General features: G+C 44.7%; 22 protein-coding genes. 11 read left to right on the forward strand and 11 right to left on the reverse strand.

The window, feature by feature from the left end; all coding sequences use genetic code 11:
• Window positions 1–47: 47 nt before the first annotated feature.
• From L3V33_RS00700 to L3V33_RS00710, 3 genes are all read right to left on the reverse strand, one after another.
• Window positions 48–1,673 carry an MFS transporter gene (locus L3V33_RS00700; protein WP_237288718.1) on the reverse strand — a complete coding sequence of 542 codons (1,626 nt, stop codon included), beginning with the start codon at window positions 1,671–1,673 and terminating at the stop codon, window positions 48–50.
• A gap of 169 nt (window positions 1,674–1,842) precedes the next feature.
• The gene (locus tag L3V33_RS00705) at window positions 1,843–2,325 is read right to left on the reverse strand and encodes a hypothetical protein (protein ID WP_114634911.1); all 483 of its coding nucleotides are present in this window, start codon (window positions 2,323–2,325) and stop codon (window positions 1,843–1,845) included.
• Window positions 2,304–3,065, reverse strand: coding sequence for a winged helix-turn-helix domain-containing protein (locus tag L3V33_RS00710; protein WP_237288719.1), 762 nt, complete (start codon window positions 3,063–3,065; stop codon window positions 2,304–2,306). The genes L3V33_RS00705 and L3V33_RS00710 overlap by 22 nt, the downstream gene beginning before the upstream one ends.
• A gap of 418 nt (window positions 3,066–3,483) precedes the next feature.
• Here L3V33_RS00710 and L3V33_RS00715 point away from each other — a divergent pair, with 418 nt between their 5' ends.
• Both L3V33_RS00715 and L3V33_RS00720 read left to right on the forward strand, forming a co-directional pair.
• Window positions 3,484–4,302: a hypothetical protein gene (locus tag L3V33_RS00715; RefSeq protein WP_054545709.1), complete on the forward strand. Its 819-nt coding sequence runs from the start codon at window positions 3,484–3,486 to the stop codon at window positions 4,300–4,302.
• 399 nt (window positions 4,303–4,701) lie between these two features.
• The gene (locus L3V33_RS00720; protein WP_237288720.1) at window positions 4,702–5,091 is read left to right on the forward strand and encodes a hypothetical protein; all 390 of its coding nucleotides are present in this window, start codon (window positions 4,702–4,704) and stop codon (window positions 5,089–5,091) included.
• A 156-nt stretch (window positions 5,092–5,247) separates the two neighbouring features.
• Here the strand turns inward: L3V33_RS00720 and L3V33_RS00725 are convergent, their stop codons facing one another.
• The gene (locus L3V33_RS00725) at window positions 5,248–6,180 is read right to left on the reverse strand and encodes a LysR family transcriptional regulator (RefSeq protein WP_237288721.1); all 933 of its coding nucleotides are present in this window, start codon (window positions 6,178–6,180) and stop codon (window positions 5,248–5,250) included.
• Between the two features lie 267 nt (window positions 6,181–6,447).
• Between L3V33_RS00725 and L3V33_RS00730 the strand changes: the two genes are divergently transcribed.
• Both L3V33_RS00730 and L3V33_RS00735 read left to right on the forward strand, forming a co-directional pair.
• Window positions 6,448–7,215 (forward strand): glycine betaine ABC transporter substrate-binding protein, encoded by a 768-nt coding sequence (locus L3V33_RS00730; protein ID WP_237290150.1) that lies wholly within the window; start codon window positions 6,448–6,450, stop codon window positions 7,213–7,215.
• A 156-nt stretch (window positions 7,216–7,371) separates the two neighbouring features.
• Entirely contained in the window at window positions 7,372–8,397 is a 1,026-nt protein-coding gene (locus L3V33_RS00735; RefSeq protein WP_237288722.1) for a zinc-binding alcohol dehydrogenase family protein, read from the forward strand.
• Between the two features lie 111 nt (window positions 8,398–8,508).
• Here L3V33_RS00735 and L3V33_RS00740 read toward each other — a convergent pair whose 3' ends face one another.
• The 7 genes from L3V33_RS00740 to L3V33_RS00770 all read right to left on the reverse strand — a co-directional run bounded on the left by L3V33_RS00740 (window position 8,509) and on the right by L3V33_RS00770 (window position 17,006).
• The gene (locus L3V33_RS00740; protein WP_237288723.1) at window positions 8,509–9,141 is read right to left on the reverse strand and encodes a CIA30 family protein; all 633 of its coding nucleotides are present in this window, start codon (window positions 9,139–9,141) and stop codon (window positions 8,509–8,511) included.
• A gap of 47 nt (window positions 9,142–9,188) precedes the next feature.
• Window positions 9,189–9,455 (reverse strand): DUF3081 domain-containing protein, encoded by a 267-nt coding sequence (locus tag L3V33_RS00745; protein ID WP_171308387.1) that lies wholly within the window; start codon window positions 9,453–9,455, stop codon window positions 9,189–9,191.
• Between the two features lie 275 nt (window positions 9,456–9,730).
• Window positions 9,731–10,933, reverse strand: coding sequence for a type III PLP-dependent enzyme (locus L3V33_RS00750; protein ID WP_237288724.1), 1,203 nt, complete (start codon window positions 10,931–10,933; stop codon window positions 9,731–9,733).
• On the reverse strand, window positions 10,926–12,791 hold the full coding sequence (locus tag L3V33_RS00755; protein WP_237288725.1) for an IucA/IucC family protein: 1,866 nt from the start codon (window positions 12,789–12,791) through the stop codon (window positions 10,926–10,928). Before L3V33_RS00755 ends, L3V33_RS00750 begins: the two co-directional genes overlap by 8 nt.
• Window positions 12,763–13,980 (reverse strand): MFS transporter, encoded by a 1,218-nt coding sequence (locus tag L3V33_RS00760; protein ID WP_237288726.1) that lies wholly within the window; start codon window positions 13,978–13,980, stop codon window positions 12,763–12,765. Before L3V33_RS00760 ends, L3V33_RS00755 begins: the two co-directional genes overlap by 29 nt.
• A gap of 6 nt (window positions 13,981–13,986) precedes the next feature.
• Entirely contained in the window at window positions 13,987–15,798 is a 1,812-nt protein-coding gene (locus tag L3V33_RS00765) for an IucA/IucC family protein (protein WP_237288727.1), read from the reverse strand.
• Entirely contained in the window at window positions 15,795–17,006 is a 1,212-nt protein-coding gene (locus tag L3V33_RS00770; RefSeq protein ID WP_237288728.1) for a hypothetical protein, read from the reverse strand. Before L3V33_RS00770 ends, L3V33_RS00765 begins: the two co-directional genes overlap by 4 nt.
• A gap of 240 nt (window positions 17,007–17,246) precedes the next feature.
• Between L3V33_RS00770 and L3V33_RS00775 the strand changes: the two genes are divergently transcribed.
• The 7 genes from L3V33_RS00775 to L3V33_RS00805 all read left to right on the forward strand — a co-directional run bounded on the left by L3V33_RS00775 (window position 17,247) and on the right by L3V33_RS00805 (window position 26,484).
• Entirely contained in the window at window positions 17,247–19,283 is a 2,037-nt protein-coding gene (locus L3V33_RS00775) for a TonB-dependent siderophore receptor (RefSeq protein WP_237288729.1), read from the forward strand.
• Between the two features lie 188 nt (window positions 19,284–19,471).
• Window positions 19,472–21,601 (forward strand): TonB-dependent siderophore receptor, encoded by a 2,130-nt coding sequence (locus tag L3V33_RS00780; protein ID WP_237288730.1) that lies wholly within the window; start codon window positions 19,472–19,474, stop codon window positions 21,599–21,601.
• 87 nt (window positions 21,602–21,688) lie between these two features.
• Complete coding sequence (locus tag L3V33_RS00785; protein WP_237288731.1) at window positions 21,689–22,666, forward strand: Fe(3+) dicitrate ABC transporter substrate-binding protein; 978 nt, start codon at window positions 21,689–21,691, stop codon at window positions 22,664–22,666.
• Window positions 22,663–23,697 carry an iron chelate uptake ABC transporter family permease subunit gene (locus L3V33_RS00790; protein WP_237288732.1) on the forward strand — a complete coding sequence of 345 codons (1,035 nt, stop codon included), beginning with the start codon at window positions 22,663–22,665 and terminating at the stop codon, window positions 23,695–23,697. The genes L3V33_RS00785 and L3V33_RS00790 overlap by 4 nt, the downstream gene beginning before the upstream one ends.
• On the forward strand, window positions 23,697–24,668 hold the full coding sequence (locus L3V33_RS00795) for an iron chelate uptake ABC transporter family permease subunit (RefSeq protein WP_016767317.1): 972 nt from the start codon (window positions 23,697–23,699) through the stop codon (window positions 24,666–24,668). The genes L3V33_RS00790 and L3V33_RS00795 overlap by 1 nt, the downstream gene beginning before the upstream one ends.
• 2 nt (window positions 24,669–24,670) lie before the next feature.
• Window positions 24,671–25,435, forward strand: coding sequence for a Fe(3+) dicitrate ABC transporter ATP-binding protein FecE (gene fecE, locus L3V33_RS00800; protein ID WP_237288733.1), 765 nt, complete (start codon window positions 24,671–24,673; stop codon window positions 25,433–25,435).
• A gap of 155 nt (window positions 25,436–25,590) precedes the next feature.
• Window positions 25,591–26,484, forward strand: coding sequence for a DMT family transporter (locus L3V33_RS00805; protein WP_054545692.1), 894 nt, complete (start codon window positions 25,591–25,593; stop codon window positions 26,482–26,484).
• Window positions 26,485–26,808: the final 324 nt, after the last annotated feature.

Raw genomic sequence — 26,808 nt, forward strand, 5'->3', positions numbered from 1 at the left:
CGTCGGGTGAAACGAATAAAGCCCCGGCATTGCCGAGGCTTGAAATGTTACTCTTCGCTCTTCATTAATGAACGTTGGGGAAGTTTAGAGCACAAGGCTAACCCACCAAGCATTAATCCAATCAAAGTAAATAGCGCATAGTGAACCGACTGTAAGCGAGACTCCGCCATGACTTCGATGACAATGCGTTGCTCTTCTTTATCTGCAATCAGATTCTCCATAAGGTCAACTGCCATAGCGTTTGATACGAATGGTAGCGAAGGTTGCTCAATAATGATTTGCTTCGTTTCTGCTGATAGCGCCTCATGTTCAGCTACGTTTGACTTAATCGCACCAGTTAAAGAGAACAGCATCACTGAACCTAGGATAGCCACACCAAACGCTTGTCCTACGTTACGAGACGTCGCTTGAATGCCACCTGATTGTTGAGCCTCACGCTCACTTAGTGCAGACGTTACAACAATTGAAGCTTGAGAAGCCAGTAAGCCAGCACCTGTGCCAAAGATGGTTAGAGAAATGTATTGCCAGAAGGTGATACCTTCAGTGGTAAAGCCAAAGAACATCAGCGCAGTACCTGTCGCAGCAATACTGAAGCCCAATTGGCAAATACGCTGACACGTTAAGTGAGCCAATTTAACTGGAGCACCAAGGGAACCAATCATCATGCCAAGAGCGAATGCACATAATGCCATGCCAGATGAGAATGCACTCATACCCGCGACAAGCTGCATGTAAGAAACGTTGATGAAACCCGTAGCGCCAAACAGTAAGAAGATCGTGGCACACAAGACTAAGCCGACCACAACTTGTGGATTTTTAACATAAGAAGAAGGAAGAAGAGGTGTGCCACCTTGCTCTTCAAAACGGCGCTCCCACACCATCAGCACTTTAAGTAGTGTAGCGCCTAATAGTACCGTTGGAATCGCTGGAGACATGCCCAAAAGGTTGAAGTCAGTTAGGGGCTTGATCAATCCCCAATCAGAGATTTTAAGCAAACCAGTCACGAAACAAAGAAGGCCAACACCTGCTAAGGCGATACCGATAGTGTCGAGTTTACCTTTGAAAGGGCTAGACTCAAGCGTTGGTAGTTTCATGCTACCGAACATCACAAATAAGCAGTAAATGCCTAAGCCACTGAAAGCGACTTGGAAGCTCGCGACATCCAAAATAAAGCCAAACAACAATGGCGTAACTGCACTTGCGAGGCCAACCAGAGCTGCAATCGCAGAGAACGCGATCGCTTGGTCTTTACCTTTGTAAATACCTGCCACGTTTGCCAGCACTGCAGGGATCAGCAAACAAGCACCTAAACCAGAACCCACACGAGCTCCATAATTTAAGACTTCCATATTTGGAGCGAATGCGGCTGCAAATGACCCCACAGCAAGCATGCCTGCTCCGATGACCATTTGACGCTTCCATCCAATAATCAGACCGATCAGGCCACCAGCGATCATGCCGGCGCCTGCAATAAGCGGGTACATTGCATTAGCCATTTGAATTTGCGGCATGCTTGCACCGTGAAGGGCTATAAGTGCCTCAGTAGAAATAGCCAATCCAGAGTTATCGGCCATGGTTGAAAATTGGGCTGCGAGGAGAACAATCAGAGGGAACCATTTGGCTAACCCTGATTTTTCTTCCGGAGTAGGGAGTGTGGTTGCGGATACCGTCATTGTAGATACCTTTATGTTGAAGAGCGAAAGCTCAAGTCGTTATAGTTATGAAATAATCTTCATCACCATTTAAACCTGTGAGCTCACTTACTCTCCAACCAAAAAAAGTATCTTTAGAAGAAAAAAAATTGTATTTGTAAATTGAGAGATAAAAAAAAGTAAATTAGTACTAACTACCTGATTTCTTGTCTAAAATATAAGATACATCTAAGCCTGCACTTTGCTCGACCTCAATAAAAATTCGACCTTCATCGAGGTTCCAAGCATTCAGACGGATCAAATTACTACCCAGTGGTATGTCAATATTGGTATTTTCGATAAACGCTTCTAAACCTCGCACTTCTCTCTTTTTTATCTCGAAATCGGTACTGACGTGATCAACACGTTTCAATTCTAATGTGACATCGTAGGTGTAGTTAAATTCGTTGTACCGATTGCTTATTGAAAGTCGAATCCCATCGTTTGCGACTAACATCATTGCATTACTGTCAATCCTTGAGTCATCAATATAGACAGCCCCTTTCCCTTCCCATGCCCCTTCATTTAATCGGAGAGGATTATTTAAATATTGATAAGCTTGTGTGCCAAGTACGCCAGAAACGACAATGGCAATGACTATGGATAAAAGGGTTAAAGTTCGACTTGCTGGCATTCCAAAACTCCTCTTATCTCTGAACAAATTCGATAGAACGACTTATTCTTAGACACATATTTTGTCGAGTCTCCGGGTTGTATAGGTAACGAGCTGAGCTCCTGCTCTGTAGCATTGAAGAGTATCCAGTGATTGCCATATTGGTGGCTAATACGCTCAGGTTGATCAGTAAAAAGGCCAGATGCGCAGAGGGCGAAAGTAGCGATAGAGATAGCCAGTAATAGAGTGATTGAATTAACGATACTCCGTGGTGTGGCTTCTGTTTTGGTATTATTAGTAGTTACTGAGTTGCTCTGTTCGCTGGCGGTGTCAACTGTCTCTACCTCAGTACTTGATATTGTCTGGGCAGTTATTGATACGTCTACGGCCAACTCGTTAGCGTTTGACTCGTTGAGTTTTGGTACTGTGTTGTTGTCAATCTTTGGTGCAACTGCCAGAACATAGCCTTGCTTGGGGATGGTTCTAATCAAAGTTCTATCAGTGTCTTCTAAAGAAAACCTCAACGCTTTAACTGTTTGATTAATTGTTGCGTTTGTCGCGTAAGAGTCTTTCCAAAGTGTTTCTTCGATCGACGAACGTGAAAGGACTTCAGGGAATGTCTTGATGAGTTCGTGAAAGAGGTTGGATTCTCGTGCTCTTAGGCGACTTCGCTCTCCCTGGCTATCTATCACAGCAGAAGTTGGTGAATAATAGAGTTCACCAACTTTATATACTGGTGGCTCTAGGCATAGTTTGAGCATTTAGTCTTCTCACTTACGTAACATCTTTAAATATGCTAACTGGTATATGTGGTTTTTCATTTTGATCCACAGCAATAAATGTTTCACATCGAAATGCGAATATTAAAAAATGAGAATTTAAGCAGAAATAAAAATAACCATGTGTATTTAAATATTAATGAAACTATATCTAGTGAATGTGTTTTGCCTAAATATAAATTTATTGAATATTAAATTAGAGGAGGACGAGTTTCATGTATGGGAAAGAGTGACAAAGTTAACGTTATTTAAGGTTTTGTCATTTGATACTTTTAGCCCTACTTTTTTTTATTTTTTGTCTCTTTATTTTGTTATCTAGCGGGATCGAATTTCTCTAAAGTGTTTTGGAACTTGGCTTAACTAGGCTAAGAACCCAATAACGTATAATAGGTTTTTGATCATGACTAATTATAAAAAAATAACACTCAGTAGTGCCCTTATTCTTTTCTCATCTCATGCATTGTCAGATGACCACATCACACCAGATGATGCCCCAGACCCCGGCGACCACACCAAAGTTTCATCTGTTATCAACGTGACTTACGGGAAGCAAAGTTTCAGAGAAGAAGATAACGACCTCGCGCAAATCCAGGCTCAGATTTCCGGACAAAAGAGCAATGAGAACTTGTTTCTTGGGCAGTTAACAATACAAGGTCAAGATAACGGAAAAGTGGGGAGTGAAGACTTTAACCTATCTCAAGTTCGCGCTCGTTATTTCGAAGTAAGTCGAACTGATTGGCAGCATGCGCCAATGGTTGGTGTATCGCTTGATTATATAGAAACCAGTTTCACCGATGCTATTTCAGATCGTTTGTTCGCAGTCGGTGGTCTGATTCGTGTAAATACTCCGTTTGATAACTGGTTATCTTTCCCAATTTTGGCCGGTGCAGTAGGGCAAAACAACAGCGATTTTAGTCGCTTAGGCCTTACCGATGACTATACTTATGGCGTTCAATTTAATTTCTTGAACTCGATTTATTTGCATGAAAACGGCACTCATGTACAAATAAACCCTCAATTTAGCTTGCTTGATTTTGGTGGCAGTGTCGGGACTATAAATCAGTTGCAACTTGACCTCGCATTTCAAGGCCCACTATCGGACAACCGCAAGCACTGGGGTAAAGTGACGTATACGGAATTCTTCGATGATACGGAGCAAAGCTTTGGTCACAATAGACAGGGAACAGAATTAAAGTTTACCTACAGCTATTACTTTTAACTGGGTATAAGGTAAGTCTTAGTGAGCTATTTACTTCATCTAGTGCTGTTTCTAGGTTTATTTAAATAATGTGAGATCGCAAGACTTCATTCTTGTTGTTCTGTTTTCCTCACTGAATTTCAAGACCATAAACAAATTGCTCTAGTTTTCTTTATCGCTAGAGCATCTACATATGACACATTATATCGTGGCAGTTACGAGGCTTCGTTTATCGTCTTACAGTAAGTTTACGAAATGTATTGGTCGTCTAAAAAACAACTGAGTTACTTCACTCATTACCTTGTTATGTGTTTAGTATAAATTATCAACGACCAATCCGTCTTCGTTGTTGATTGAGATAGTATTTTGCTACAAAACGCGCATAATCTTGCTATACAACACTTAACGAAGAAATTACCTATGACTACCTTTCAATACTACTTCCACCAACTGCCTTGCTTCGACTGTAAAAAAACAACAGTAAGTACTGATCTTGGTTGGTTAACGCCTGCGATGAAAGAGGATGCTCTCGCTCAACTGACAGCGACGCTTGCGCAAGGTGAGGTTACACCTGATCTTTCAGCAAACGTGGTCTGTACTAAAGAGGAAGCTCGTGAGTACCTACTACTAAACTTCTTCGGTTATTCAGAAGAAGAGCTAGCAAGCGACATCGAAGCGGATGATGAGAAAGAAGTCGCGGATGAAATAGCTGAGCTACTGGAAGAAGGCGAAGACACCATCACCTTCGAACATGAAATTGCTCTTCAGTGCTGTGCAGGTTGTGACGTTGTTGAAGACGAGTCAAACTAAACTCTTGTATTAAGGTTATTAAACCAAGTACTTGTAATAAAGTCAGTATGTTCATCATACCCATATGATGTTCAAATGATTAAAGGCGTTAGCGAATTGAAGTTCGCTAACGCCTTTTTTGTATCTCTACTTTTTATCTCTAAGCTGTATTAGATCCTATGATATTTTGCTTTCTATAATGCCTTGCTCACTAAGTTGCGAAAGGATCTCCGCGGTCTTCTCTCTGAACAAATCTCTCAGTAGACGCACAGTAGGGGTGATGGATTGACGACTTGGACACACTAACCACAACTCTGTAGATGTTGGTTTAAATTCAGGCATGACTTTAACTACTTCGCCTGAAAGCAGATGAGGGGACATGTCTAGACAAGATTTTATCGCGACTCCTTTCCCTGCAATACACCAACGTCTCACCAAATCGGCGTCGTTAGATGCGCGATTGCCCTTTAGTTTCACTTTATGATCTTGAGTACCATCGTTAAATATCCACTCGTCTTGCAATATGTCATGAAGTTGGTAGAGCAAACCATTGTGCTGAGTTAAGTCACTAGGCTCATTGGGTGTGCCCCTGTCTGCCAAGTATTCAGGAGTCGCACACAATACTCTAGGAACATCGCATATCTTAAAACCGTACATGTTGGCGTCATTTGGCGAACCATAGCGCAGTGCCATATCAACAGAATCACGGTAAAAATCGATATTGCTATCGCTGATGCTAGTACGTAGTGCGGCGTTAGGGTATTCCAGTAAAAATTCATCAAGCCAAGGTGTGATTAAGTTTCGCCCTAGATCCGATGAAAGCGCAATACGGATCTCACCATCAACGATGCCCAACTCTTCTCGCATGTTGAGCTTCGCTTGTTCTAATATTTTTAAGGCTTGTTCGCATTCAGGTAAATAGCGTTCGCCTGCTGAAGAGAGCCTTAAGTGGCGAGTGGTTCTTACAAATAGTTCAGCGCCTAACGCGGCTTCAACACGTTTCACGGCAGCACTTGCGGTAGCAGTACGCATATCAAGGTTCGTCGCGGCTGCGGTAATACTGCGAAACTCCGCCACTTTTAAGATGACCTGTAAGTCTTCAAGAAGCATATTATCTACCTGTATTGAATTATGTTCTAAACATGGGGTTGGGATATTTCTCGATCACAATCTGCAAATGGATTATCTCTACTTGTCGCTTCTAAGTTAGCTTCAAACACTTTATTGTCAAAATTAATTTGATAATAATTCAAATGTGAAGCTGTTTTTCATTAGTAATTTTCTCACTATCATTTCCCCTATCGACAACGTAGCGCAGTACACACCGTATGGACGAAGCCTACGATCTAGGGGGACAAGATGACTAAGAAAATCACAATGGGTGTAACGGATTTGTCGTTCCACCGTACGACCGCTTCATTGGTTGCCAATGTATTGAAAACCATGGGTTTTGAGGTAGAGCGCATTTTCTCTCCACATCAGGAGAACTTTGAAAAGCTGAAAACAGGCCAAGTGGATATGCTTTCTTCTGCGTGGCTGCCATCAAGTCACGGCATCTACAAAGCGGGCGTTGAAGAAGTTGAGCCGCTTATCGAGCTTGGGCTTCATTATGAACCTTACGCGTTATGGGGTGTGCCTGATTATGTCCCTGAAGAAGCGGTTTCTGAAGTATCTGATTTATTAAAAGCCGAAGTGATCGAGAAAATGAACTCGACCATCCAGGGTATCAACCCCGGTGCTGGTATCACACGCTTCTCTATCCAGATGATGAAAGACTATGGCCTGAGCGATGCTGGTTACCAGTTCTTGCCTGGCAGTGAAGACGATTGTTTCACTGCCTTTGAAAGTGCAGTGGCAAACAAAGAGTGGGTGGTAGTGCCACTGTGGAAACCTCAGTTTTTGCACCATCGTTACGATATTCGAGAACTTAAAGAGCCTAAAGGCTTACTCGGAATCGTTGACAGAGCGGTACTGCTTTTAAGAGATGACAAGAAGCACTTGTTTAACGAAGAGCAGATTCAGAAGTTGGATTCCCTACGCTTCTCGAATGACATTATCGCAGAGCTGGATTACAAAGTTTGCCGTGAAGGTAAACCACAAGATCAAGTCACACATGATTGGTTGATTGAGAAAGGCCTGATTTAACCTCTCAGTCTTTGGCAATGCAGTTAGATGTCTGCATTACCCAGATAGCGGTAACACCATTATCAAAAATTATTTGAGAATTATTCAAATATTAGGCGGTTTATCTAGAGTGAGAATTGACTAAGATTAACTCGTCTAATTCAAGGAGAAAGCACAATGTCAGTACCATCAAAAATGAAAGCTATCGGATTTACTCAATCACTTGCGATTACAGAGCAAGACAGTTTATTTGAGTTTGAAACGAGTCTGCCAGAACTAAAAAATAATGACTTGTTGGTAAAAGTGAGCGCGACTTCTATCAACCCTGCAGACGCAAAAATTCGTATTCGCAATGCCAAGGATAAAACACTCGAACAACCTAAAGTGCTTGGCTATGACGCAGTAGGGGAAGTGGTTGCAAAAGGCCTAGACGTTGAAGGTTTTGAGGTTGGCGACCGTGTGTACTATGCGGGTGATGTAACGCGTATGGGTGCTAACGCAGAATACCAAGCTGTGGACTACCGTATTACCGCTAAAGCGCCTAAGAGCCTTTCTGATGAAGCTGCAGCAGTTATGCCACTAGCAACACTTACGGCGTGGGAAGCTTTGTTCGATCGTCTGCGTGTTCGTCCTGAAGAGAAAAAGTCTATCCTGATCATTGGTGGAGCGGGCGGTGTAGGTTCGATCACTATTCAACTGGCTAAGCAACTCACTAACTTAAATGTTATCGCAACAGCTTCAAGACCTGAAACGGAACAGTGGGTAAGAGACATGGGGGCTGACCATGTGGTTAATCACCGTAATTTGGTTGAGTCTGTGCGAGAGCAGGGCATTCAACATGTCGACTACATCTTTAATGTTGCAGATACCAAAGGTCATTGGGATGCAATGGTAGAGCTGATTGCACCACAAGGCCTGATCAGTTCGATTGTAGAGTTCGATGGCGGGATTGACTTATCAGCGCTGCAAGGCAAATCAGCAGGCTTTATTTGGGAATTGATGTTTACACGTTCACTGTTCAACACCGACGATATCCAGAAGCAACAAGATATCTTATTCCAAGCAGCGAATCTGATTGATGCAGGCCGTATTAAATCGACGCTGACCACGACCCTAGGTGGCTTTAGTGTAGACACAATTAAAGATGCGCATCAACGTATTGAAAGCAGCGCTTCGATTGGTAAAACAGCCATTAAATATTAATAGTTAATGATTTAGATCTTTGACGGTTTGAAGTAATGATCTCTTGAACAGCAAGCCCCTTATATTACTCGCGAATCGGTAAGATATCAGGGGCTTTTGTTCGTCTGTGGTTTACTTAGAGTCTTGCTCAGGTTTTTGGGATACTTTGAATTGAATCTGGATTAGGTTTAGCTCGAAGGGCAGGGGCTGTTTGTCTGCAATCAAAAAGCCAATTTGCTTGATGTCTTGTGCCTTAAGTTCCGGGGCATCGCTCAGTAGCCGACCTCTGAACACCGCTTGAAAATCATTGAAGTGGAAGACCTTGTTTAGCTGCTCTCCCTTTATGGTATCGAAATCGTGTTTGTATTGAACTCGATTACCCTCCTTCCAAGTGGTGAACCTCAGTTGGTAGGTGCGACCATCACCAACGAATATCAGCTCTGCACTATCTATTTCATGGGCAGGTGATTCAATGGAGCGCTTTACAGAACTGAAACCACCATTGTTTTCTAACGATAGCTCGCCCCTAAATCGACTCATATTATCAACATAAATGAGCTCACCTGTTGAGATGCCGCCCATTACATCGTCGTTGGTCACTGTCCAGTTTTGATGCTCACTCGCTTGTGTAAAGTCGATCATGATTGTTCCTATTGCCTCAGCCTTAAGACCTAACGAATGTAGGCAGAGTAGAAGGAATAAAGGTGTGGTTAACCTAAGGAGTAACTGCGTTTTACAATGGGTTCCGTTCATCTTTTTCTCCACTCTTTCCCCGTAGGCTATGCGTTGTTTACTCGATAGCGATGGTTCACTTATGAAGAAGGCTCAGTTTCAAGCATAGTTAAACAACGATTGATGAAGTCTTCATAGTTCGACGCCTTGTCGTATTCGATCTTCAATGAGCCGTGGAACATCAGGGTTACCGTAACGTCTCGGTAGCTCAACCAACAGGTGTAACCATCGTAATCGTGCCACGCTACCATCTCGTCCAACTGATATTTGCTATCCAATTGCTTGCCCGAGGAGCGAATGCAGTCGAACACTCTGAGAAACTCTAAAATGGTGATTCTGTTGTCCATGTACCACTCCCGCTGCGCAGTCGATGAAAAATGCTAAGTGCTTGTATTTGAATTAACTACGGTTTGGTTCTGCATTACGATCACTGTGGGGAGTCGGTTACTCAATCACTGCAGCTGTTTTGCAAAAGGGCTACGATAAACAGAAGAAAGGCGTTAGTAGGCTTGAGTTTACTAACGCCTTTTTATTGAGTGCCTTTTATATTTAGTGTCTTTAGCTGGCTCTATGGCGTTTTGACTCAACCCGTAAGTTAGAAATCATAGAGCACTGGAGAGCTTTAGAAGTAATGAAACACCGGAGGTTCATGCATTAAAAAGTTTTGATGCGATATATTCCATGCGTAAGCGCCTGCTAGAGTGAACACCACATAGTCACCGATATCGACCTGCTCGATATGTTGATTTCGTGCCAGAACATCTTTTGGCGTACAAAGCTGTCCAACCAACGTGGCTGTGGCATGGTTTATCGGATATGAAATAGTGGTTTGCTGATTACTTTTCACGATTACAAAAGGGTGGTCATGGCTTTGCGCTGCCGGAGTACGGAAATGATGCGTGCCACCACGGGCAATCACAAAATGCTCGCCAAGATTTTGCTTAATATCCAAGACCTCCATTACGTAATAGCCACAAGGTGCAGAGATGTAGCGGCCACATTCAAAACGCAGCTTCCAATCTTGTAAATGTTCCTTGGAAATCAGGAACTCCAATTTGTCGCAAAACTCCATCCAAGGAAAATGTTGTTTAGGGTTTTGGTAATTGATCCCCATGCCACCACCGAGGTTGATGATCAACTCATCGAGTAAGAACGTTTTTTGCCACTCTTTGACCACTTGGAAATAGCGTTGCATCAAGGCGAGGTGGCGATCAACGTCGAGTTGATGTGACATCAAATGGAAGTGAAAGCCTTTCAACTTTATTAAGGGGAAATCGCGTAGGTACATCAAGGCATTACTTAACTCACTCTCATCTAGGCCAAACGGGGTTGGCTTTCCTCCCATGGCTAATTTGCTAAGTGTGATGTCACCAATGTCTATGTTCATACGCAGGAAGATCGAAGCAGGTCGATTCAACTTTTGTGTTAAAGAACCAATGCGTTGTAATTCGGTGAGGCTCTCTACATGAATCGCATCAACATCGAGTTCAATTGCTTGCTCTAGCTCACTGGGCATTTTCCCCGGGCCACCAAAGATCAGTGGTTTGTCGAGTTGTTGTTGGTGGAGGTGTGTAAGCTCACCGCCTGATGCCGCTTCAAAACCATCAACATAAGGGGCTAAAGTGCGCAGTATTGGCGCAGAAGGATTTGCTTTCGCGGCATAAAATAGTTCGACGTTTTTCGGCAATACATGGCGCATCTGCTTAATGTGCTGCTCCAACGCGTGGAGATCATAAAGATAAGCACATAATGGTTGCGTTTGTTGCTTGGCCAATTGCTGTATTTCTTGGTGGATGCTCGCAGGAAGTTGAGGTGAATTAAGCATGGTGAGGTCCTTTCGAATAAGTTGGCCACGGTGCTGCAACTTGGGTGTACCCTGACTCTTTATCGGCATTTTGCATCAAACGTGTTGTGAAGTTATTTTTGCTTGGGAAATGACCATCGTTGAGCAATGCCATTAGCTCAGGTTGCTGACCATTGATCGACTGCCAGCGGACGATAGCGTCTTTTAAAGTTCCCCATAACGAGCTCTCAAGTGCCGAATTACCCTCAGCGATAAAGAAAATGGCCTCACTGATATTGTTTATGAAGGTGCAATAGCCAATACGGTTCCAACCTTGCTCACGACTGTAGTACACCGATTGACGAGCACGTTCTGAAAGTTGCTGAAGTGTTTCTGATGGCCAAAACTCTTGTAGTAGCTTGGTACCTTCTAAGTCTCGAATCCATACACAGCAAGGCATGCCTTTTTCAAATCCAATCAATGTATTTTGTAAGTGCGGTTCAAACGCAACCCCATGTTTGAAGTAGTAGTTAAAGACGCCCGGAATCAAACAATGCAGATAACGCTCAAACCACAGTGTGGCGACATTTTCATATTGGCTTTGGGTTGTTTGCGCTTTTTGTTTGAGCTGAGTGGCGATGCAACTGTTCCCGTCTGTATCGTAAGCAAAGAGGGCTCCCGCTAACGTTGGTTGCAAAATATCGGTTTCGCTTAAGGTGAAATTCTCTCGATACAAAATACCAAACGACTCGCGAGCTTTAATAACCTCAGTTTGTTCCTGCTCGGCAACCGACTCTAGATCCAATGTGGTCGCGTAAGGTTCAGTCATTACCTTGAATACTGGATTACGTAACTGTTCGCTTTCTTTGATTGGATGCAGAATCGAGGTTAATTGAACGGCACTATCGAGCTCATACCATGCGTTTTTACGTACGCAGTTGGTTAAACGTACATTGATAGAGAACTTAGCAAACCAATCCATATCTGGGTGGTACAGAGTGCGCACGGATGAAGTGGGTAAGAGTTTTTCACCACCTAATCCAAGCGGGATGATTCTGCCTTGTTCAATGGCCGTTTTGACCACTGGGTTTTGCAAAAGTGTGTAACTTTCCCAAGGGTGGCAAGGGTAAAGCATGGTACCTGCTGAATTGTTTTCATCAGGTGCAAGTTGTTCAAGCATGGTCGTTGGTGAGGTACGGTCATCTGAACTCAAGACATCGAGCAACGTGGTGTCGACCTTAAACCAATAGAGAGGAACTTTAGCGCCAACCTCAGGGGAACACGCGAGCAGATCATCGATACTGACACCTGATCGACTCTTTGGCGTTGGATGAAAAGTATGTCCCCAAAGTAACGATTGCTCTGATGCGATAAACGCATTGTGATGCTGAGGTGAGTTGTCTGAGTTTAGGAACTGCTCGGTAATCAACAAACTGTTTTCCATTTGCTCGACCAACTCGTGATTGAATGGAATCGTCATCATTTCTTTTAGGTAACTGAGTAGAAGCGTCAGGGTTTGAGTTGCGTCCAATTTGCACCAAGTTGCACCAGGCATTTTGGCCCAAGGTGTATCACTGAGCTTCACTTTCCCCAGTTTACTGGTGTACTCAACGGGCAAAACCATCAGACCATATTTCTGAGGTTGATCTTGGTGAGGTAGGTGAATGGCCACGCGTTGGTGAGCGTTGTAGTTTCTTTTCAAAGTTTGAGGAAGAGAGGCCGAACTGTAGCACCAATTAACCTGTTTCTTTGGTATCGCGTATTCACGTAAGTAACAGTTCACCACGCCCATGATGGTATTGAGTTGGGCTTTTTCTCGGTTTAGCAGTACTTTTTTACGATTTTGAAGAACTTGGTCTTCATCGGAATATTCACTTGGAGATAATTGAGTCTGTAACATGTTGATGTCCAAATTTTGAATGGATGATCAGCGCGATCGCCGCAATGCCACTGACCAACATAGAAAGTATGAAAGGAACCTCAAGCCAGCCCAGGCTTGATATAAAAGAAGCGCTCAATCCAGCCGCAACGCCACCCCATTTAGACATGGCATCAAAGCGCGAAAATACTTTGCCGCTTTGTCGTCGATCAATTTGGTTTGCTAACGCTTGATGCAAGCCGTGATAACAGCAAACCATGCCAAGTCCGAAAACAATACGAGCAATAATCAACACTTCTTGATAAGGAGTGAGATGCATTGCTGCACTGAGTGAAAGCAAACCAAAGCCTAGCCATAAAGTACGCTGCGCTTGATTGCGTTCAAGCTGGTGGCGATCAACCCATTCTGAGAACAGATGAACTTTTCCTGCAAAGATCAGATAAATACCATGTGGGAGGGCATATAAAAACCCAATCCACGCTTGGCTTGTCACGCCATATTGCTGCACATAAGGCGAGAAATAGGGGAACGTGACGACCATGGCGAAAGCAAAGCTGAACTGCGCGCCAAACACCCAATAAAGCGTATTTAACGAATTAGTTTGGCTGCTTTGAGCTTTATTCGACGCCTGATCTTTTACAATCCCCTTAGATTTCGCTAAGTCATCGATGGGTAATGTTAAGGTGATCAATAGCGCGAATAGCGGTAAAGCGGACAGCCACAGATACGCGTTCAGCGGGTTTGTTTCTGATAAGCTCCAGCCAAGCCCTATCGGAGCAATAATTAGCGCCAGACGAGCAGAAAGCTGAGTTTTATTGAGTGACTTACCGAGTGATTTTGCATCCTTGATTTGGCTGGATAAGTAGCTGTTTGAGGCGGCCATGGTGCCACCAAAGGTTCCTTGAACGATAAGACCAAACACAAACATTGAGAGATTATCGGCTAAGCCACACAGCGCGAAGCCTGCTGCAAGCCCGAGTTGAGCACGTAATAGAGAGCGACGTCTGCCATATTTATCAGCAAACTGCCCCCAAAATCGCGCCGCAACGGCAGTGCAAAAGGTCGGCAAAATGAACAGTACCCCCGCCCAATCCGAAGTAATGTTTGCATCCAGTGTTGGCAATACCATTGGTAAAAACAGCGGCATGCCTAAGGCTGCAAACGCGGCGATAAAGTGGCTTAAAAGCACGCAATAGATGAGTTTGGTCATGATGGGTTAACTCACGCTCTGCTTGATGTCTTCAAGGTAAGCGTGTTGTGCTTCTTCGCTGGTTAGCAATAAAAAGTTCGGTGCCGACAAGCCATAGAACTTATTGATATCGCTTGCGCCAGACGCCTCTTTAGACAATAAGCTACCCGAGCTCAATAGATACTTAGCGTATAGGTTAGGTGATTCAAACAACATCTCGTTTGCGAGCTTGGTGTTGTGTCCTTGTTCATCCAACTGGTTAAGTTGTTGGGAGAGGCTATTGGCGACCATTTCATACAGATAAGCTGAAGTGGCGATTCCTTTCGTCGCCATTGCTTCGACAATCGCGGCAATGTCTAACTGCAAAGTAATCGTGGTAAACATCTGACCAAGAGCAAGCTCGTTATCTACAGTGATACGTTGATCTAAAAGCTGCGCACATTTTACAGGCGATTGTTGTTCAAAGGTTTGGAAACGTTCTGGCCAAATACGCGCTGCATCGTTGTCTTTCATGGCTAAGGTCATCTTACCTTGCTCATCGAATGCAATGATGGCGTTTTGTTGGTTGGACTCCAAAGCGATACCGTAACGAATCCACAATGTAAGGTGCACTTTGCAAAGTAGATCAACGTAATCTTTAAACCAAGTCAGCGTATCTTGCTGATAATACTGCTCGGCGAGGTGTTCCAAGAACAAACGTTCATCAGGCATTGGACTGGCAAGCGCAGCCACAGGCACCAGTGCTTTGTCTTGGAAGTAATTCGGCGGGTATTCACGCACAATGTAAGCAAAGGTTTTATCGTCTCCAACATGGCCGCCATGTTTCTCATTACAATGGAAAAGCGTGCCATGTAAGTCTTGATCTGTTTGCTCTAAGTGCGTCAACAAACGTTCAAACCAATGCCCATCATAGAGCGTAGATGGTTTGATTAGGCGAATGTTTTTAGTACCCAAAGATCGCATGATCAGCGGCACCTTGATATGGACCTGTGGTGCTGTGTTCACGACCACAGTGCGCACTGACAGGGTTGGAGTTACCTCAAGATACGCAACCGGTGCTTCAATGACACCGTCAGGAATGCCATCAAGACTTCTTAGTGTTAATGGGTGTGCGGGGAATAGCTCATGGCTAAGAGCAAAATCGGCGGGCAGACCTACTTGCTCCATCGTTGGCCAACATTCTGGTTGTGGACTGGTCAATGTAACGAGTGACTTCTCGATTGCGAGCCAACGAAGTTCAAAGTTTTGTGCAAATTCTGGCGCGAATTGCTCTAGGTCGTGATCGCTTAAACCGAACTTAGCACGTGCTGTCGGGTAGTAAGGGTGGTCAAGATAGGATGCGATTTGATCGGCACGTAATAACTTTTTCTCCCAACGTTCTAGTTGAGAAATCGGCTGCATGAGTGATTCGGATTGCTGACTGAAGGCGCTATCACACAATCCTTTGTGTTTTTCTGCGCATTCGAGTTCTTGCAAATAACCATCTAATAACGAATGCGAGCTTTCGTGAGCACTTGCTTTCAATAATTCGATCCAATCTTGATAGTGCTGCTGGGTTTCAACGACACCATTTCTCTCGATGAACCAACCATCACCTTTCGAGCCATCTGGTTGGCCGTATACCCAACGCTGCATGTAATAGCTGGGAGTAACGGGCAAGTAGAGTGTAAAGTCTGAACCCGCAAAAATAGCCCAAATTTGATTACGAGGATAAGAAGATAGTTTGAGTGTATTTGGTAGCTGAGATTTAAATTGGCTTTGGGAAACTAATCCAAACAAATCTTCACGCAAGCAAGTATCGATTAGTCGCTGAGTGAGGTATAACGCGTTTTCATTCATGCTGTTACCTCGCTTGTTGCTGTTAGATTGAAGCGAGAGATTGCCTGTTGTAGCGCGGGTTCTAGTGTTCGACCAGAAGGAGAAACGACCGAAATTCTCGCTAAGTAATCCTTGTTGGAATAGCTTTGTTGGAACGTATCACCAACTTTTTTAAGCACTTGCTGCTGAATGACAATATCGCCCTCTTGGTGAATGAAAGAGGTTGATGACCCTTCAATTAAACCGCTTTGTTTGGCCACTACATAGTGCACAAGGGCACTGCCATCAATACGAAATGTAGGATCAAGCTTGTGACCCAAGTGAAGGCTTAAGATGGTATTGAACCAATTCCCACCACTAAGGTTATCAAGTAAAAACTCTCGTCCATCACCAATACTTCGATAGTTGATTTCGACCAGTACAGGCCCCGAATCTGTGATGATGAATTCGCTATGACAGACACCAAACCCCACCCCGAATTCTTGAAGCTGACGTATACATTCATCACGGTAGTGAACGCTGTTAACACCATTCCAACTCGCCGCTGTTTCGATGAAGTAGGGTGGTGCTGAGAGCTCTACATCAAACCCACCAAGCGCGACCAAATGATCCCCGTCGCCAATGGTTTCGACAGTAATCAATGGGCCTTGCAAAAACGCCTCAACCAAGATGGGAGTAGTAGGGTGCCTTTGCCAAAACGTATCGCAATAGTTATCCAGCTCAGCCGCAGAATCGCAGCGCTGCACGTCTAAACTAGCCACGCCTTCCTTGGGCTTCGCAACGACAGGAAAATCGAAATCGAATACAGGAGCGCTCTCTCGACTTAACAAAACACTTCGAGTATTAGGTAACGATTTTTCGTTGAGAACCTGACGAGTTAAGTATTTGTTTTTCGCCTTAATCGTCACGTTCCAAACTTTAGCGGGTAAACCAAAGAATTGTGCACAGATTGCAGTGGAAGTTTGTAGGTGGTCGCTATTACTGAAAACAGCATGAGGTGCTAGATTTTTCTCGGTGATGATTTCGATGAGTTCAAGAGGGTTGAAGACATCGCATTCTAAAATTTCATCGGGATTAAAGCGTTCATCATCACTGCTCAATTTCAGGTGATTGAGCTTGTGATCTGTGATCAAAACGACGTGAAGACCCATCGCCTTTGCGGTAGGTACGAAGCCGTGAGTGACTGCATCATTCACGACGTGACTTACGATAATAATCGTAGATTTCATGGGGCTTTCCTAATTTTAAAACGTTGTTGTCGCCTGCTCACAACTCGCTTTCAAGTGCTCTCTTTCGGGGTTAAAAGAAAGAGAATTTTTCTATTTTATTGTTTTTATTGATTCTTATGTCATTAGTAGTGTTGCATATTGCAAAGCAAATATAGATCAAAAAATATATATTGCAAATATAAATGATATTTGTTCTTATTCGCAATATTGTTATTTTATAAACTAAAACGGAATTAGAAAATGAACATGAGATTGACCTTGTCCCCTCTTGCTTTGGCAATTGGCGGAGCCTTGGCGGCGGTGGCTGGTGTGTCAACTGCAGTGGCGGAAGAACAAGCCACTGTAGATGAAACAGTGCAAATTATTGGCCATCAATACGAAGGTTATGCAGAGCATATGCCTCAGTCAGGAACCAAAACGGATGTCGAGTGGTTAGATGTGCCACAAGCGGTATCGGTTGTTACAAAGACAGAAATGGAAGACCGTGGCGCGGTACGTTTAGTGGATGCACTTGATGGTGTCGCAGGGGTTAACAATACCCTGGGTGAGGGAAGCCGAGACCAATTTGTGATTCGTGGTTTTGATGCACTCAACGATATCTACCGTGATGGTATGCGTGATGACGGGACTATGCAATCGTACCGAAGCCTAGCGAATGTCGAACGTGTCGAAGTGGTAAAAGGCCCTGCGGGCGCACTTTATGGCCGAGGCTCCGCGGGCGGTATCATTAACTTGGTCACCAAGCGAGCTAACGGTGATAACTTCACCAACGTAAATGGCAGTGTTGGCAGCAACAATTTGTTTGTTGGTCAAGTTGATAGTTCGATGGCGTTTACTGACAAGGTCAGTGGTCGTATCAACGTGGAAAGTCGACAGTCTGATTCCTATGTAGACCATGTCGACTCTAATGATTTCTTTATTGCGCCAACAATTCGAGTGATGCCTTCTGATGGACACATTATTGATCTCGATGTCGAATATGCTCACCAAGAGTTGGTGCCATATCGTGGTGTTCCATCAAAGAATGGTAAGCCTGTCGACGTCTCTGAAAGCACGTTTTACGGTGGCACGAACGATTATCAAGAGTCGGACAGCATTCGTGTTGGCGTTAATTATGAATGGCTTTTGAATAGCGAATGGGCATGGACAAACCGCGCAGCATACAACCATATCGAACTTGAGCAAAAAGGTACACGCCAAGGGACGGTAACTGGGAATGGAGTATCTCAGAGTGTAAATAACCTCGGTTACGACCCTCGTACCACGACGACTCTTCAATCTGAGCTAGTTTGGGAAACGGATTCGAACCAAATGATGATCGGTGCGGATTATAATCAGATCAATATCGACCTAATGCTCGCAAGAGATGAAACCTTACCTCCGAAAGATATCTATAACCCTGTAGCAGGCCCAACGCCTGATCCGGGGTTTAAACCTTCCCGTGATAACACCACAACGACGACAGGTGTTTACATTCAAGACGTTTACACCTTTGGTGATCTTTCAGTGATCGGTAACGTGCGTTACGACTCGATGGAGCTTGAACAGCAAAAAGCGGGCTCAGCAAATGAGAATCTAGACGATGACAAAGTGAGCTACCGTGGTGGTTTGGTCTACCGTCTCAACAATGATATGTCAGTGTATGCGAGTTTAGCTCGTTCATGGCAACTGCCTTACTCGGGTATCTATATCAATCCTAAATTGGCTGAATTTTTCCATACCGATCTAAAAGAAGTGGGTGCAAAAGCTTACTTACTCGATAACGCCTTGATGCTGAATGCCGCAATCTTCCAAATTGATCAAGAACAACCTGAAACCAATATAGACGGAGACGTTGTTAACAAGATCGAAGCTCGTCACCAAGGTATTGAGCTAGAAGCTCGCGGTCAGTTTACAGAGCAATGGGACATTTCTGTGGGCTACAGCTATTTAGACGCGGAGAACAAAGAGACAGGCAAAAAGCCAAACGATGTGTCTGATCATTTGTTCTCTCTTTGGAGCACTTATCAGTTAGATGATAACTGGCGTTTAGGTGGTGGCGTGAAATACGTAGGTGACCGTTACGCGGGTAATGATGAAGCGGTAGCTCTGGGTGACTACACCACGGTTGACTTGATGGCAGCGTACACCACGGGTCGTCACAAAGTTCAAGCGAACGCTTACAACGTGCTTAATGAGAAATACATTCTGGGTGCAACCAACGGCACGTCTGGTACTAACCAGATTGGTTACGGAGCGCCAGCCGAATTCATGCTCAGCTACGGCTATCAGTTTTAAAAGCTAATTATGTTCTAAGAATGAGTTCATTTCTAAGAGCTCTTTCTACTCTAAAAACGATTGTTTTGTTCGCTACGAATGAGTGAACAGTTGGTCTTATTTTGAGGCCATTTAGCCCATAGGGTCAAAGCGCCGATATAACCGAAAACACGGCCTTTGATCCTAACCTGCCTACTTAGGAGATTTTCATGCCTTACCAGAATTTGGATGGTAAACCCTGTACTCAATCACACCAAAAGTTGCGTCTAAGTACCCTTGCAATGGCCATCGCTTCAGTGACTTCCATGAGCGCATTTGCAGCGTCTGATCCTCAAACAACGACTATGGAAACGGTTGTCGTGACAGGTAGCTTGATCGGTAACTCAGAGCTAGAGGATGTGAAAGAGTATCCGGGAGCGCGTACCGTTCTAACTAACGAACAAATTAAAAAGACTGGCGCACTTTCGATTGATTCGGCCTTCCAAAGTGTACCGGGCATTAAGGTTCAAGACGAAACGGGTACGGGTGTATTGCCTAACATCTCGGTGCGTGGCTTGAAAGCCAGCCGCAGTGGTCATGCTCAATTTCTAATGGACGGTGTGCCACTGACTCTTGCGCCTTATGGTCATACCGGACAATCTATTTTCCCTGCGACTCTGTCGATGCTTGACCGAATTGATATCGTACGTGGCGGCGCTGCGGTGCAGTACGGGCCAAACAACGTCGGTGGTGTGATCAACTTGGTGACCAAGCCGATCCCACATAAGTGGCAAACGGAAATCAGTAATCGCTTTACTGTATTCGAGGGTGGCGATACGCCACTTAATGATTTTTACCTGCGCACGGGCGGTTGGTTAACCGATACGCTAGCACTTCAAGTTGAGGGGAACTTCTTAAAAGGTGAAAGCTTCCGTGAACACTCCGACACCGATGTCAAAAACTTCCAAGCGAAGTTGCAATGGTTACTGAGTGATACTCAAGAGTTACAAGCTTTCGTTCAGCGTTATGATGCAGACACGCAGATGCCGGGTGCTTTATCGCCAGAAGATTACAAGAACGATCGTACTCAATCGAAGCGACCATATGATGAATACCAAGGTAAATCGACGCGTTGGAGCCTAAAGTATTTACATGATTTGAACATTGCCGATAGTGCAGAGCTAGAAATACTGACATTTGGCCACCGTTCTGAGCGTTTCTTCCAATGGGGCTTTAATAGTGCGGGCGGTCACTGGGCCGATCCGGCATTACCATCAACCGATATTCGCACTTCACCACGTGAGTTTTCCGTTTATGGCGTTGAGCCTAAAATCGCGATGTATTTTGACGGTAATACTGTGACCCAAAACGTGATTGTTGGGGCACGCTACGTCAACGAAGATATCGATTACAAGCTCACTCAAACATCAATTTCTACTGGAGTAACAACAACGCCGCGCGATTGGCATTTGGATACCGACGCTTTCGCAGGCTATATCAGCAATGAAATTGGCTTGTTTAATGATGTACTGAAAGTGACGCCGGGTATTCGCTATGAATCAATAGATATGGCATATAGTGATTTAGGCCAAGGAAAGAATAGAAACAATAAGGTGACTGAGTGGTTGCCGGGCTTGACTGTGGCATACCATCTGACTGAACAATGGGTTGGATACACTAATGCACAGAAATCTTTACGTGCACCACAGATATCTAACATTAAGGTTAATGGTAAAGAGGGCAGTGAGCTCGCATGGAACTACGAGTTAGGTGCACGTTATAACCAAGATTCAACCAGCTTCAATGTGGCGCTTTACCGAATCGATTTTGAAGATCAGCTGCAATGGCAAAGTGCAACTCAAACTTTTCACAACATTGGCAAAACACTTCACCAAGGTGTTGAACTTTCAGGTCGTTACGTGCCTCAAGCGATGCAAGCGTTGAGTTTGGGCGCTGGCTATAACTACTTAGATGCAACGATCGAGGAAGAGGGCGCAAACAAAGGTAATCAACTTCCTTATACGTCTAAACATCAATTTAGCTGGGATGCGACTTACGCGTTTAGCAAGGTAGATACGACTTTATCTGGTTACTACTTTAGCGAATCTTATTCTGACAATGCGAATACAAGTGCCGAAGATGCAACGGGCGCGACAGGTAAAGTGCCTGCCTACATGGTCTGGAACTTCAACCTAGGTTCGGATTTGTACAAAGATGAAAACAGTAAGCTGCGCATGAACTTTGCGGTGAACAACCTGTTTGATGAGGACTATTACTTCCGCGGTATTGATACTAGCCCAGTTGGTCGTTATCCAGCACCGGGACGTTCTTACACTTTGGATCTGAATTATCAGTTCTAATACGTAATTTATTGAAAGTAATAACGAATAAAAGTCGCCAATACTCTTGGCGGCTTTCACGGTTCTAGCGTTTAAGGAAAATTAAATATGGAAAACAGCTCCCGACTCTTGTTTTCGAATCCATTGCAGCTGTCGAGCGGACTGCTGTCGTTTAATCGGCCGTTTTTATTCAGCAGGATAGCAATAACCTTAGCTTTGCTGATTTTAAGCTTGTTCTCATTCTCCAGTTCAGCACAAACGAGGATCATACAAGACGATCAGGGTCAGTTTGAGATAGCGACTACCCCGCAACGTATTGTGGTGTTGGAGTTTTCATTTGTAGATGCACTCGCTGCGGTGGGTATTTCTCCTGTTGGTGTTGCTGATGACAATGATGCTTCGCGAGTGATTCCGGCGGTACGTGAATTGGTTCAACCATGGGAATCAGTTGGCATGCGTTCTCAGCCCAGCCTAGAAGCCATTGCGGTATTAAAGCCTGATCTAATCATTGCCGATGCAGAGCGTCATCGTACGGTCTATCAAGATCTACAACGCATCGCACCAACTCTACTGCTTAAAAGCCGTGGTGAGACTTATCAAGAGAATTTGGAGTCTGCGCTCAAGATTGGCATCGCTCTCGACAAGCAATCGTCAATGGAACAACGAATTCAACAACATCAACACGTCATGGCTGAATTTAAAAGTCATTTCTCGCTCAAACAAACCGTCCAATTCGCTGTCGTGTCGGATAAAGGTATGTGGTTACATAGCCCTGCATCTTACGCAGGGGGCGTGCTGACCACATTAGGCATTGCGAGCCCTATTGTGAAACCAACAGAGAAGGCATATTTACCAACCAGCTTTGAGTTGTTGTTGAAAACCAATCCGGATTGGTTGCTCCTTGGCGCTTATTCTCATCCTAATATTGTTGATGATTGGCAGAAAAATCCGTTATTCAATGTACTAACCTCTGCAAAAAGTCAGCAAGTTATAGAAGTGTCACCAGCACTTTGGTCACTGAATCGAGGCATGTTAGCGGCAGAACAAATGGCGAAAAATCTTGAGCAGATCTTGGACCCATCATGAGTACGATGTTGTTCTCTAAAAGTAAGCGATCCTGGCCAATACTGTCGTGGAGAGTCACGTTATTTACGGCATTAGTGTCGTGTTTGGCACTATCTGGTTACGCGGCCTCTATGACCGGGTGGTCTAATTTCTCTCTAACATTGAGTGACTTAATTCACTACTGGTTTGCGTTTGATGAAAGCAGCATGACGCATCAAATATTGGCGACGCTAAGAGCGCCAAGAGCTTACGCAGGGTTGTTTATTGGTGCGAGTTTGGCTGTCGCTGGGTTATTGATGCAAGGCTTGACGCGTAATCCACTCGCGTCTCCGTCGATTCTTGGTATTAACGCAGGCGCGGCCTGTTTTATGGCGTTATCTGCAATAGGTATACCTGTGGTTAGCGAGCTAAACCCAATCCTTAATGCGGTTCTTGGTGCATTGCTAAGCGGCGGTGTCGTAATGCTTCTAGGCGGTTTTTTCTCCGCACGTTCTCATCCGTTACGTTTGGTTCTCGCGGGGATCGCCATTACGGCGTTATTGCTAGGACTGACACGAGCGGCGCTGATTCTTGCTGACGACATGGCTTATAGCGTCTTGCATTGGCTTACTGGCTCACTGTCTAGTGTGGATGATGGGCAATGGCAACAGCTTTGGCCGCCTGTAGTGATTGGTTTGGTGTTGGCAATGAGTCTTGCTCGCAACCTCAACTTGCTGGCACTTGGCGAAGAGGTAGCTGTGGGGTTGGGCAGCAACATCAGGTTTACCCGCCTCGTGAGTGGACTGACGATCGTGTTGCTTGCCGGAGCAAGCGTCGCTATCGCAGGGCCAATTGGCTTTGTAGGACTGTTAGTGCCTCATTTGGTTCGACCTATGGTTGGGCACAATTACCATTTACTGATTCCTATTTCAGCATTGGCAGGCGCAGCATTAGTGTCTTGGTCAGATGCGCTGTCGCGAGCGATTGCTTTCCCGACTGAAACACCCGTTGGTGTTATTACTGCTTTGCTCGGGACACCTTGTTTTATTTTGATTGCTACGAGGAGATCTTAATGCATCATCACACTAAGATAGTTTTGTTATCAGGGATTCTCATATTAGTGGCATCTGCTGGTTTGTTTGTTGGCGCAGCGTCACTTTCTATCCCTCAAGTCATCGAACATTTGGTCGCGTTTTCCAGTGACGACTTTGTTATCCATCAGTATCGGTTACCACGTATGTTGCTCGCGATAAGCGTGGGCGCAGGGTTAGGGCTTTCTGGGGTATTAGTGCAAGGCGTGATACGTAATCCGTTAGCATCGCCTGACCTTATGGGTATTAGCGCTGGGGCAGGCCTTGCTGCGACAGCGAGTTTAGTTTGGTTTCCCAATGCACCAGTCAGTGTGCTTCCTGTTGTAGCTATGTTCGGTGGGGTATTGGCTGCAGGGCTGATTGCTGTATTGGCATGGTGGTCAAGGCCAACACCCGCCAAGTTGGCGCTGATTGGTATTGCGGTGAGTGCGTTTCTGGCCAGTTGTATCGACTTCTTGCTGGTTACCAATCCGATCGAGATCAACACGGCCATGGTGTGGTTAACTGGCAGCCTTTGGGGACGAAACTGGCAGCAAGTTCCCTTTATTTGGAGCGTACTGCTCTTGTTGTTACCCATGGCATTGTGGCTTGCTTGGCGATTAGATGTGATGGGGCTTGGCGAGGAAAGTGCGACCACATTGGGTACTAAGCCAAAACAGATTCAGGCTCTTGCGCTATTGGCCGCGGTTTTGCTTGCCAGTGTTAGTGTTTCTGTTGCTGGAACGATCAGTTTTGTGGGTTTATTGGCACCTCACTTAGCACGCTTGTTGTTTGGGCATAATCATAAGTTGTTAATCCCAGCCTCTGCACTGGTGGGGGCAATCCTGGTTACCAGCGCTGATGGGTTAGCCAGAGGTCTACAACCACCTATTGAATTGCCAGCAGGCGTTCTCACGTCTGTGATTGGCGCACCATATTTCATCTTTCTTCTCTATCGTTATCGAGGTTGGTAACCATGCTTAAAACGCAGAATCTTTCCGTCGCGTACGGCAAACAAACGATCATACCGAACCTGTCGGTTTCTATCCCTAAGGGAAAAATCACCGCATTGATAGGACCTAACGGGTGCGGTAAATCCACCTTGTTAAAGACGTTAGTCAGAATTAACAAGCCAGTGGCTGGAGAGGTGTTGTTTGAAGACAAACCGCTATCAAGCTATGGCGATAAAGCGCTTGCTCGTTCGTTGTCACTTCTTCCGCAAATCTTGGTCAGCCCTGAGGGGATCACGGTAAGAAAGTTGGTCGAATATGGCCGTTCGCCTTATGTGTCTCATTGGGGGAGGCTAGGGCAGGACGATCAAATGATTGTCGAACAAGCTATGCGTGATACAGGTGTGCTTGAGTTTGCTGATAAGCCGGTTGAGTCTCTGTCTGGTGGGCAGCGTCAAAGAGCATGGATCGCGATGGTAATTGCACAAGATACGGATGTAGTGATGTTGGATGAACCGACCACATACCTTGATATGTCTCACCAAGTGGAATTAATGAACCTGATGCAACAGATGAATGCCAAAGGAAAAACGGTGGTTGTTGTGCTGCATGATCTTAACCAAGCCAGTCGTTACTGCGACCATTTAGTGGTTTTGGAAAAGGGATGCGTAATAGCAGAAGGCTCGCCTGATGAGGTGATGACCGAAACTATGCTCAGTAACGTGTTTGATCTCAAAGCGAGCGTGTTTCGTGACCCTATTTCAAATACGCCAATGTGTGTTGCTATTTAGGAGACTATCAGGCAGCTGGAAAGGATGGATACTTATTCCTTAATACCTTTGGTTTTTGGTAATAAGTATCCGGAAACTTTGTTCTTACTTATTTTCCATTCTCATGTATTATGCCTGCCCATAATTGTATGACAAATGTGTAGCTCTGTTTCCGTATGAATAAAGTCACCAACCACGCCATCTTGCTTTTGGTATTTGCAAACCTATTGGCGTCTTTTTCCGATGTCTCACTAAAAATACTTAATGGTGAAGTTCCCACATTTCAGTATGTGTTTATCCGCCAGCTATTGAGCGTGATCTTACTGCTTCCTTTTTGGCTAAAGCTCCCTAAAGAAACTCGCATGCAAGGCGGTTGCCGCATCAATTTTTTACGGGCTCAATTTATATTAGTGGGCAGTGGTTGTGCGATGATTGCCATTACACACCTTACTTTGGCGACAGCGAACGCGATGTTCTATGTTGGGCCAATCCTGATGCTTCCTCTGTCTATTGTGTTGTTGAAAGAAAGGCCGACATCATCAAAAGTGATCGCGACACTGATAGGCTTCGTGGGTGTGCTAATTGTGTTGCGTCCAGAGCAATTTCACTGGGCGGCGATTGCAGGGCTAGGCAGTGCGCTTGCAATGGGTGTTGGTAATATTTTGATCAAGCGTTTGAACGCCGAACAACACATTATCTCGACCTTATTTTGGACTAGTGTTATGACTCTGCCACTTGCACTGGCGTTTGCATTGCCGGCATGGGCCGAGATTGAATGGCGTCATGTGGGGTGGATCATGGCAATCAATCTATTTGTTCTTGGTTATCATGCATTGGTGGTGGTCGCGTATAAAAAGGCTCCAGCAAACCAAATTGCGCTCGCAGAATACTCGGGGTTAGTGTTTGTAACCTTGTTTGGCGTGATGTGGTTTGACGAGATCCCCGACATTCTGACACTGGTTGGTATCAGCCTCATTGTTATTCCAATGATGCCGATTAAATGGAAGAAGTTCTTTAGTCTAGGGAACAGAGCATCTCTCGATGTAGAGGTGGATCAGCCAAAGTCATAATATCTGTGGCTTAACCGCCGCGTATTGCAAAGACGAAACGTGCTAGATGAAAGAAAAGCGAACCTAAGTGGTTCGCTTTTTTGTTTATGAATCATTAAAGACTTAAGAAACGAGCTTAACAAGCCGCATGATTAGGAAGTCAGTTTGGGGTAGGTCGTCTAAACTTAACGTCTATTGTTTAAAACTTAGGTGATTAAAGTTCTCATGCTTAAAGTTTGTATAGCATCAAAAAAATAGAACAATTTGGACTCTAAAAACGTTCTCGAAAATAAACGTAAATTAACCCTTTACCTCAACTTAACTTGAGGTATTAGCATGTACAAC

The sequence above is a fragment of the Vibrio sp. A2-1 genome (assembly GCF_021728355.1).
Classification (GTDB): domain Bacteria; phylum Pseudomonadota; class Gammaproteobacteria; order Enterobacterales; family Vibrionaceae; genus Vibrio; species Vibrio splendidus_K.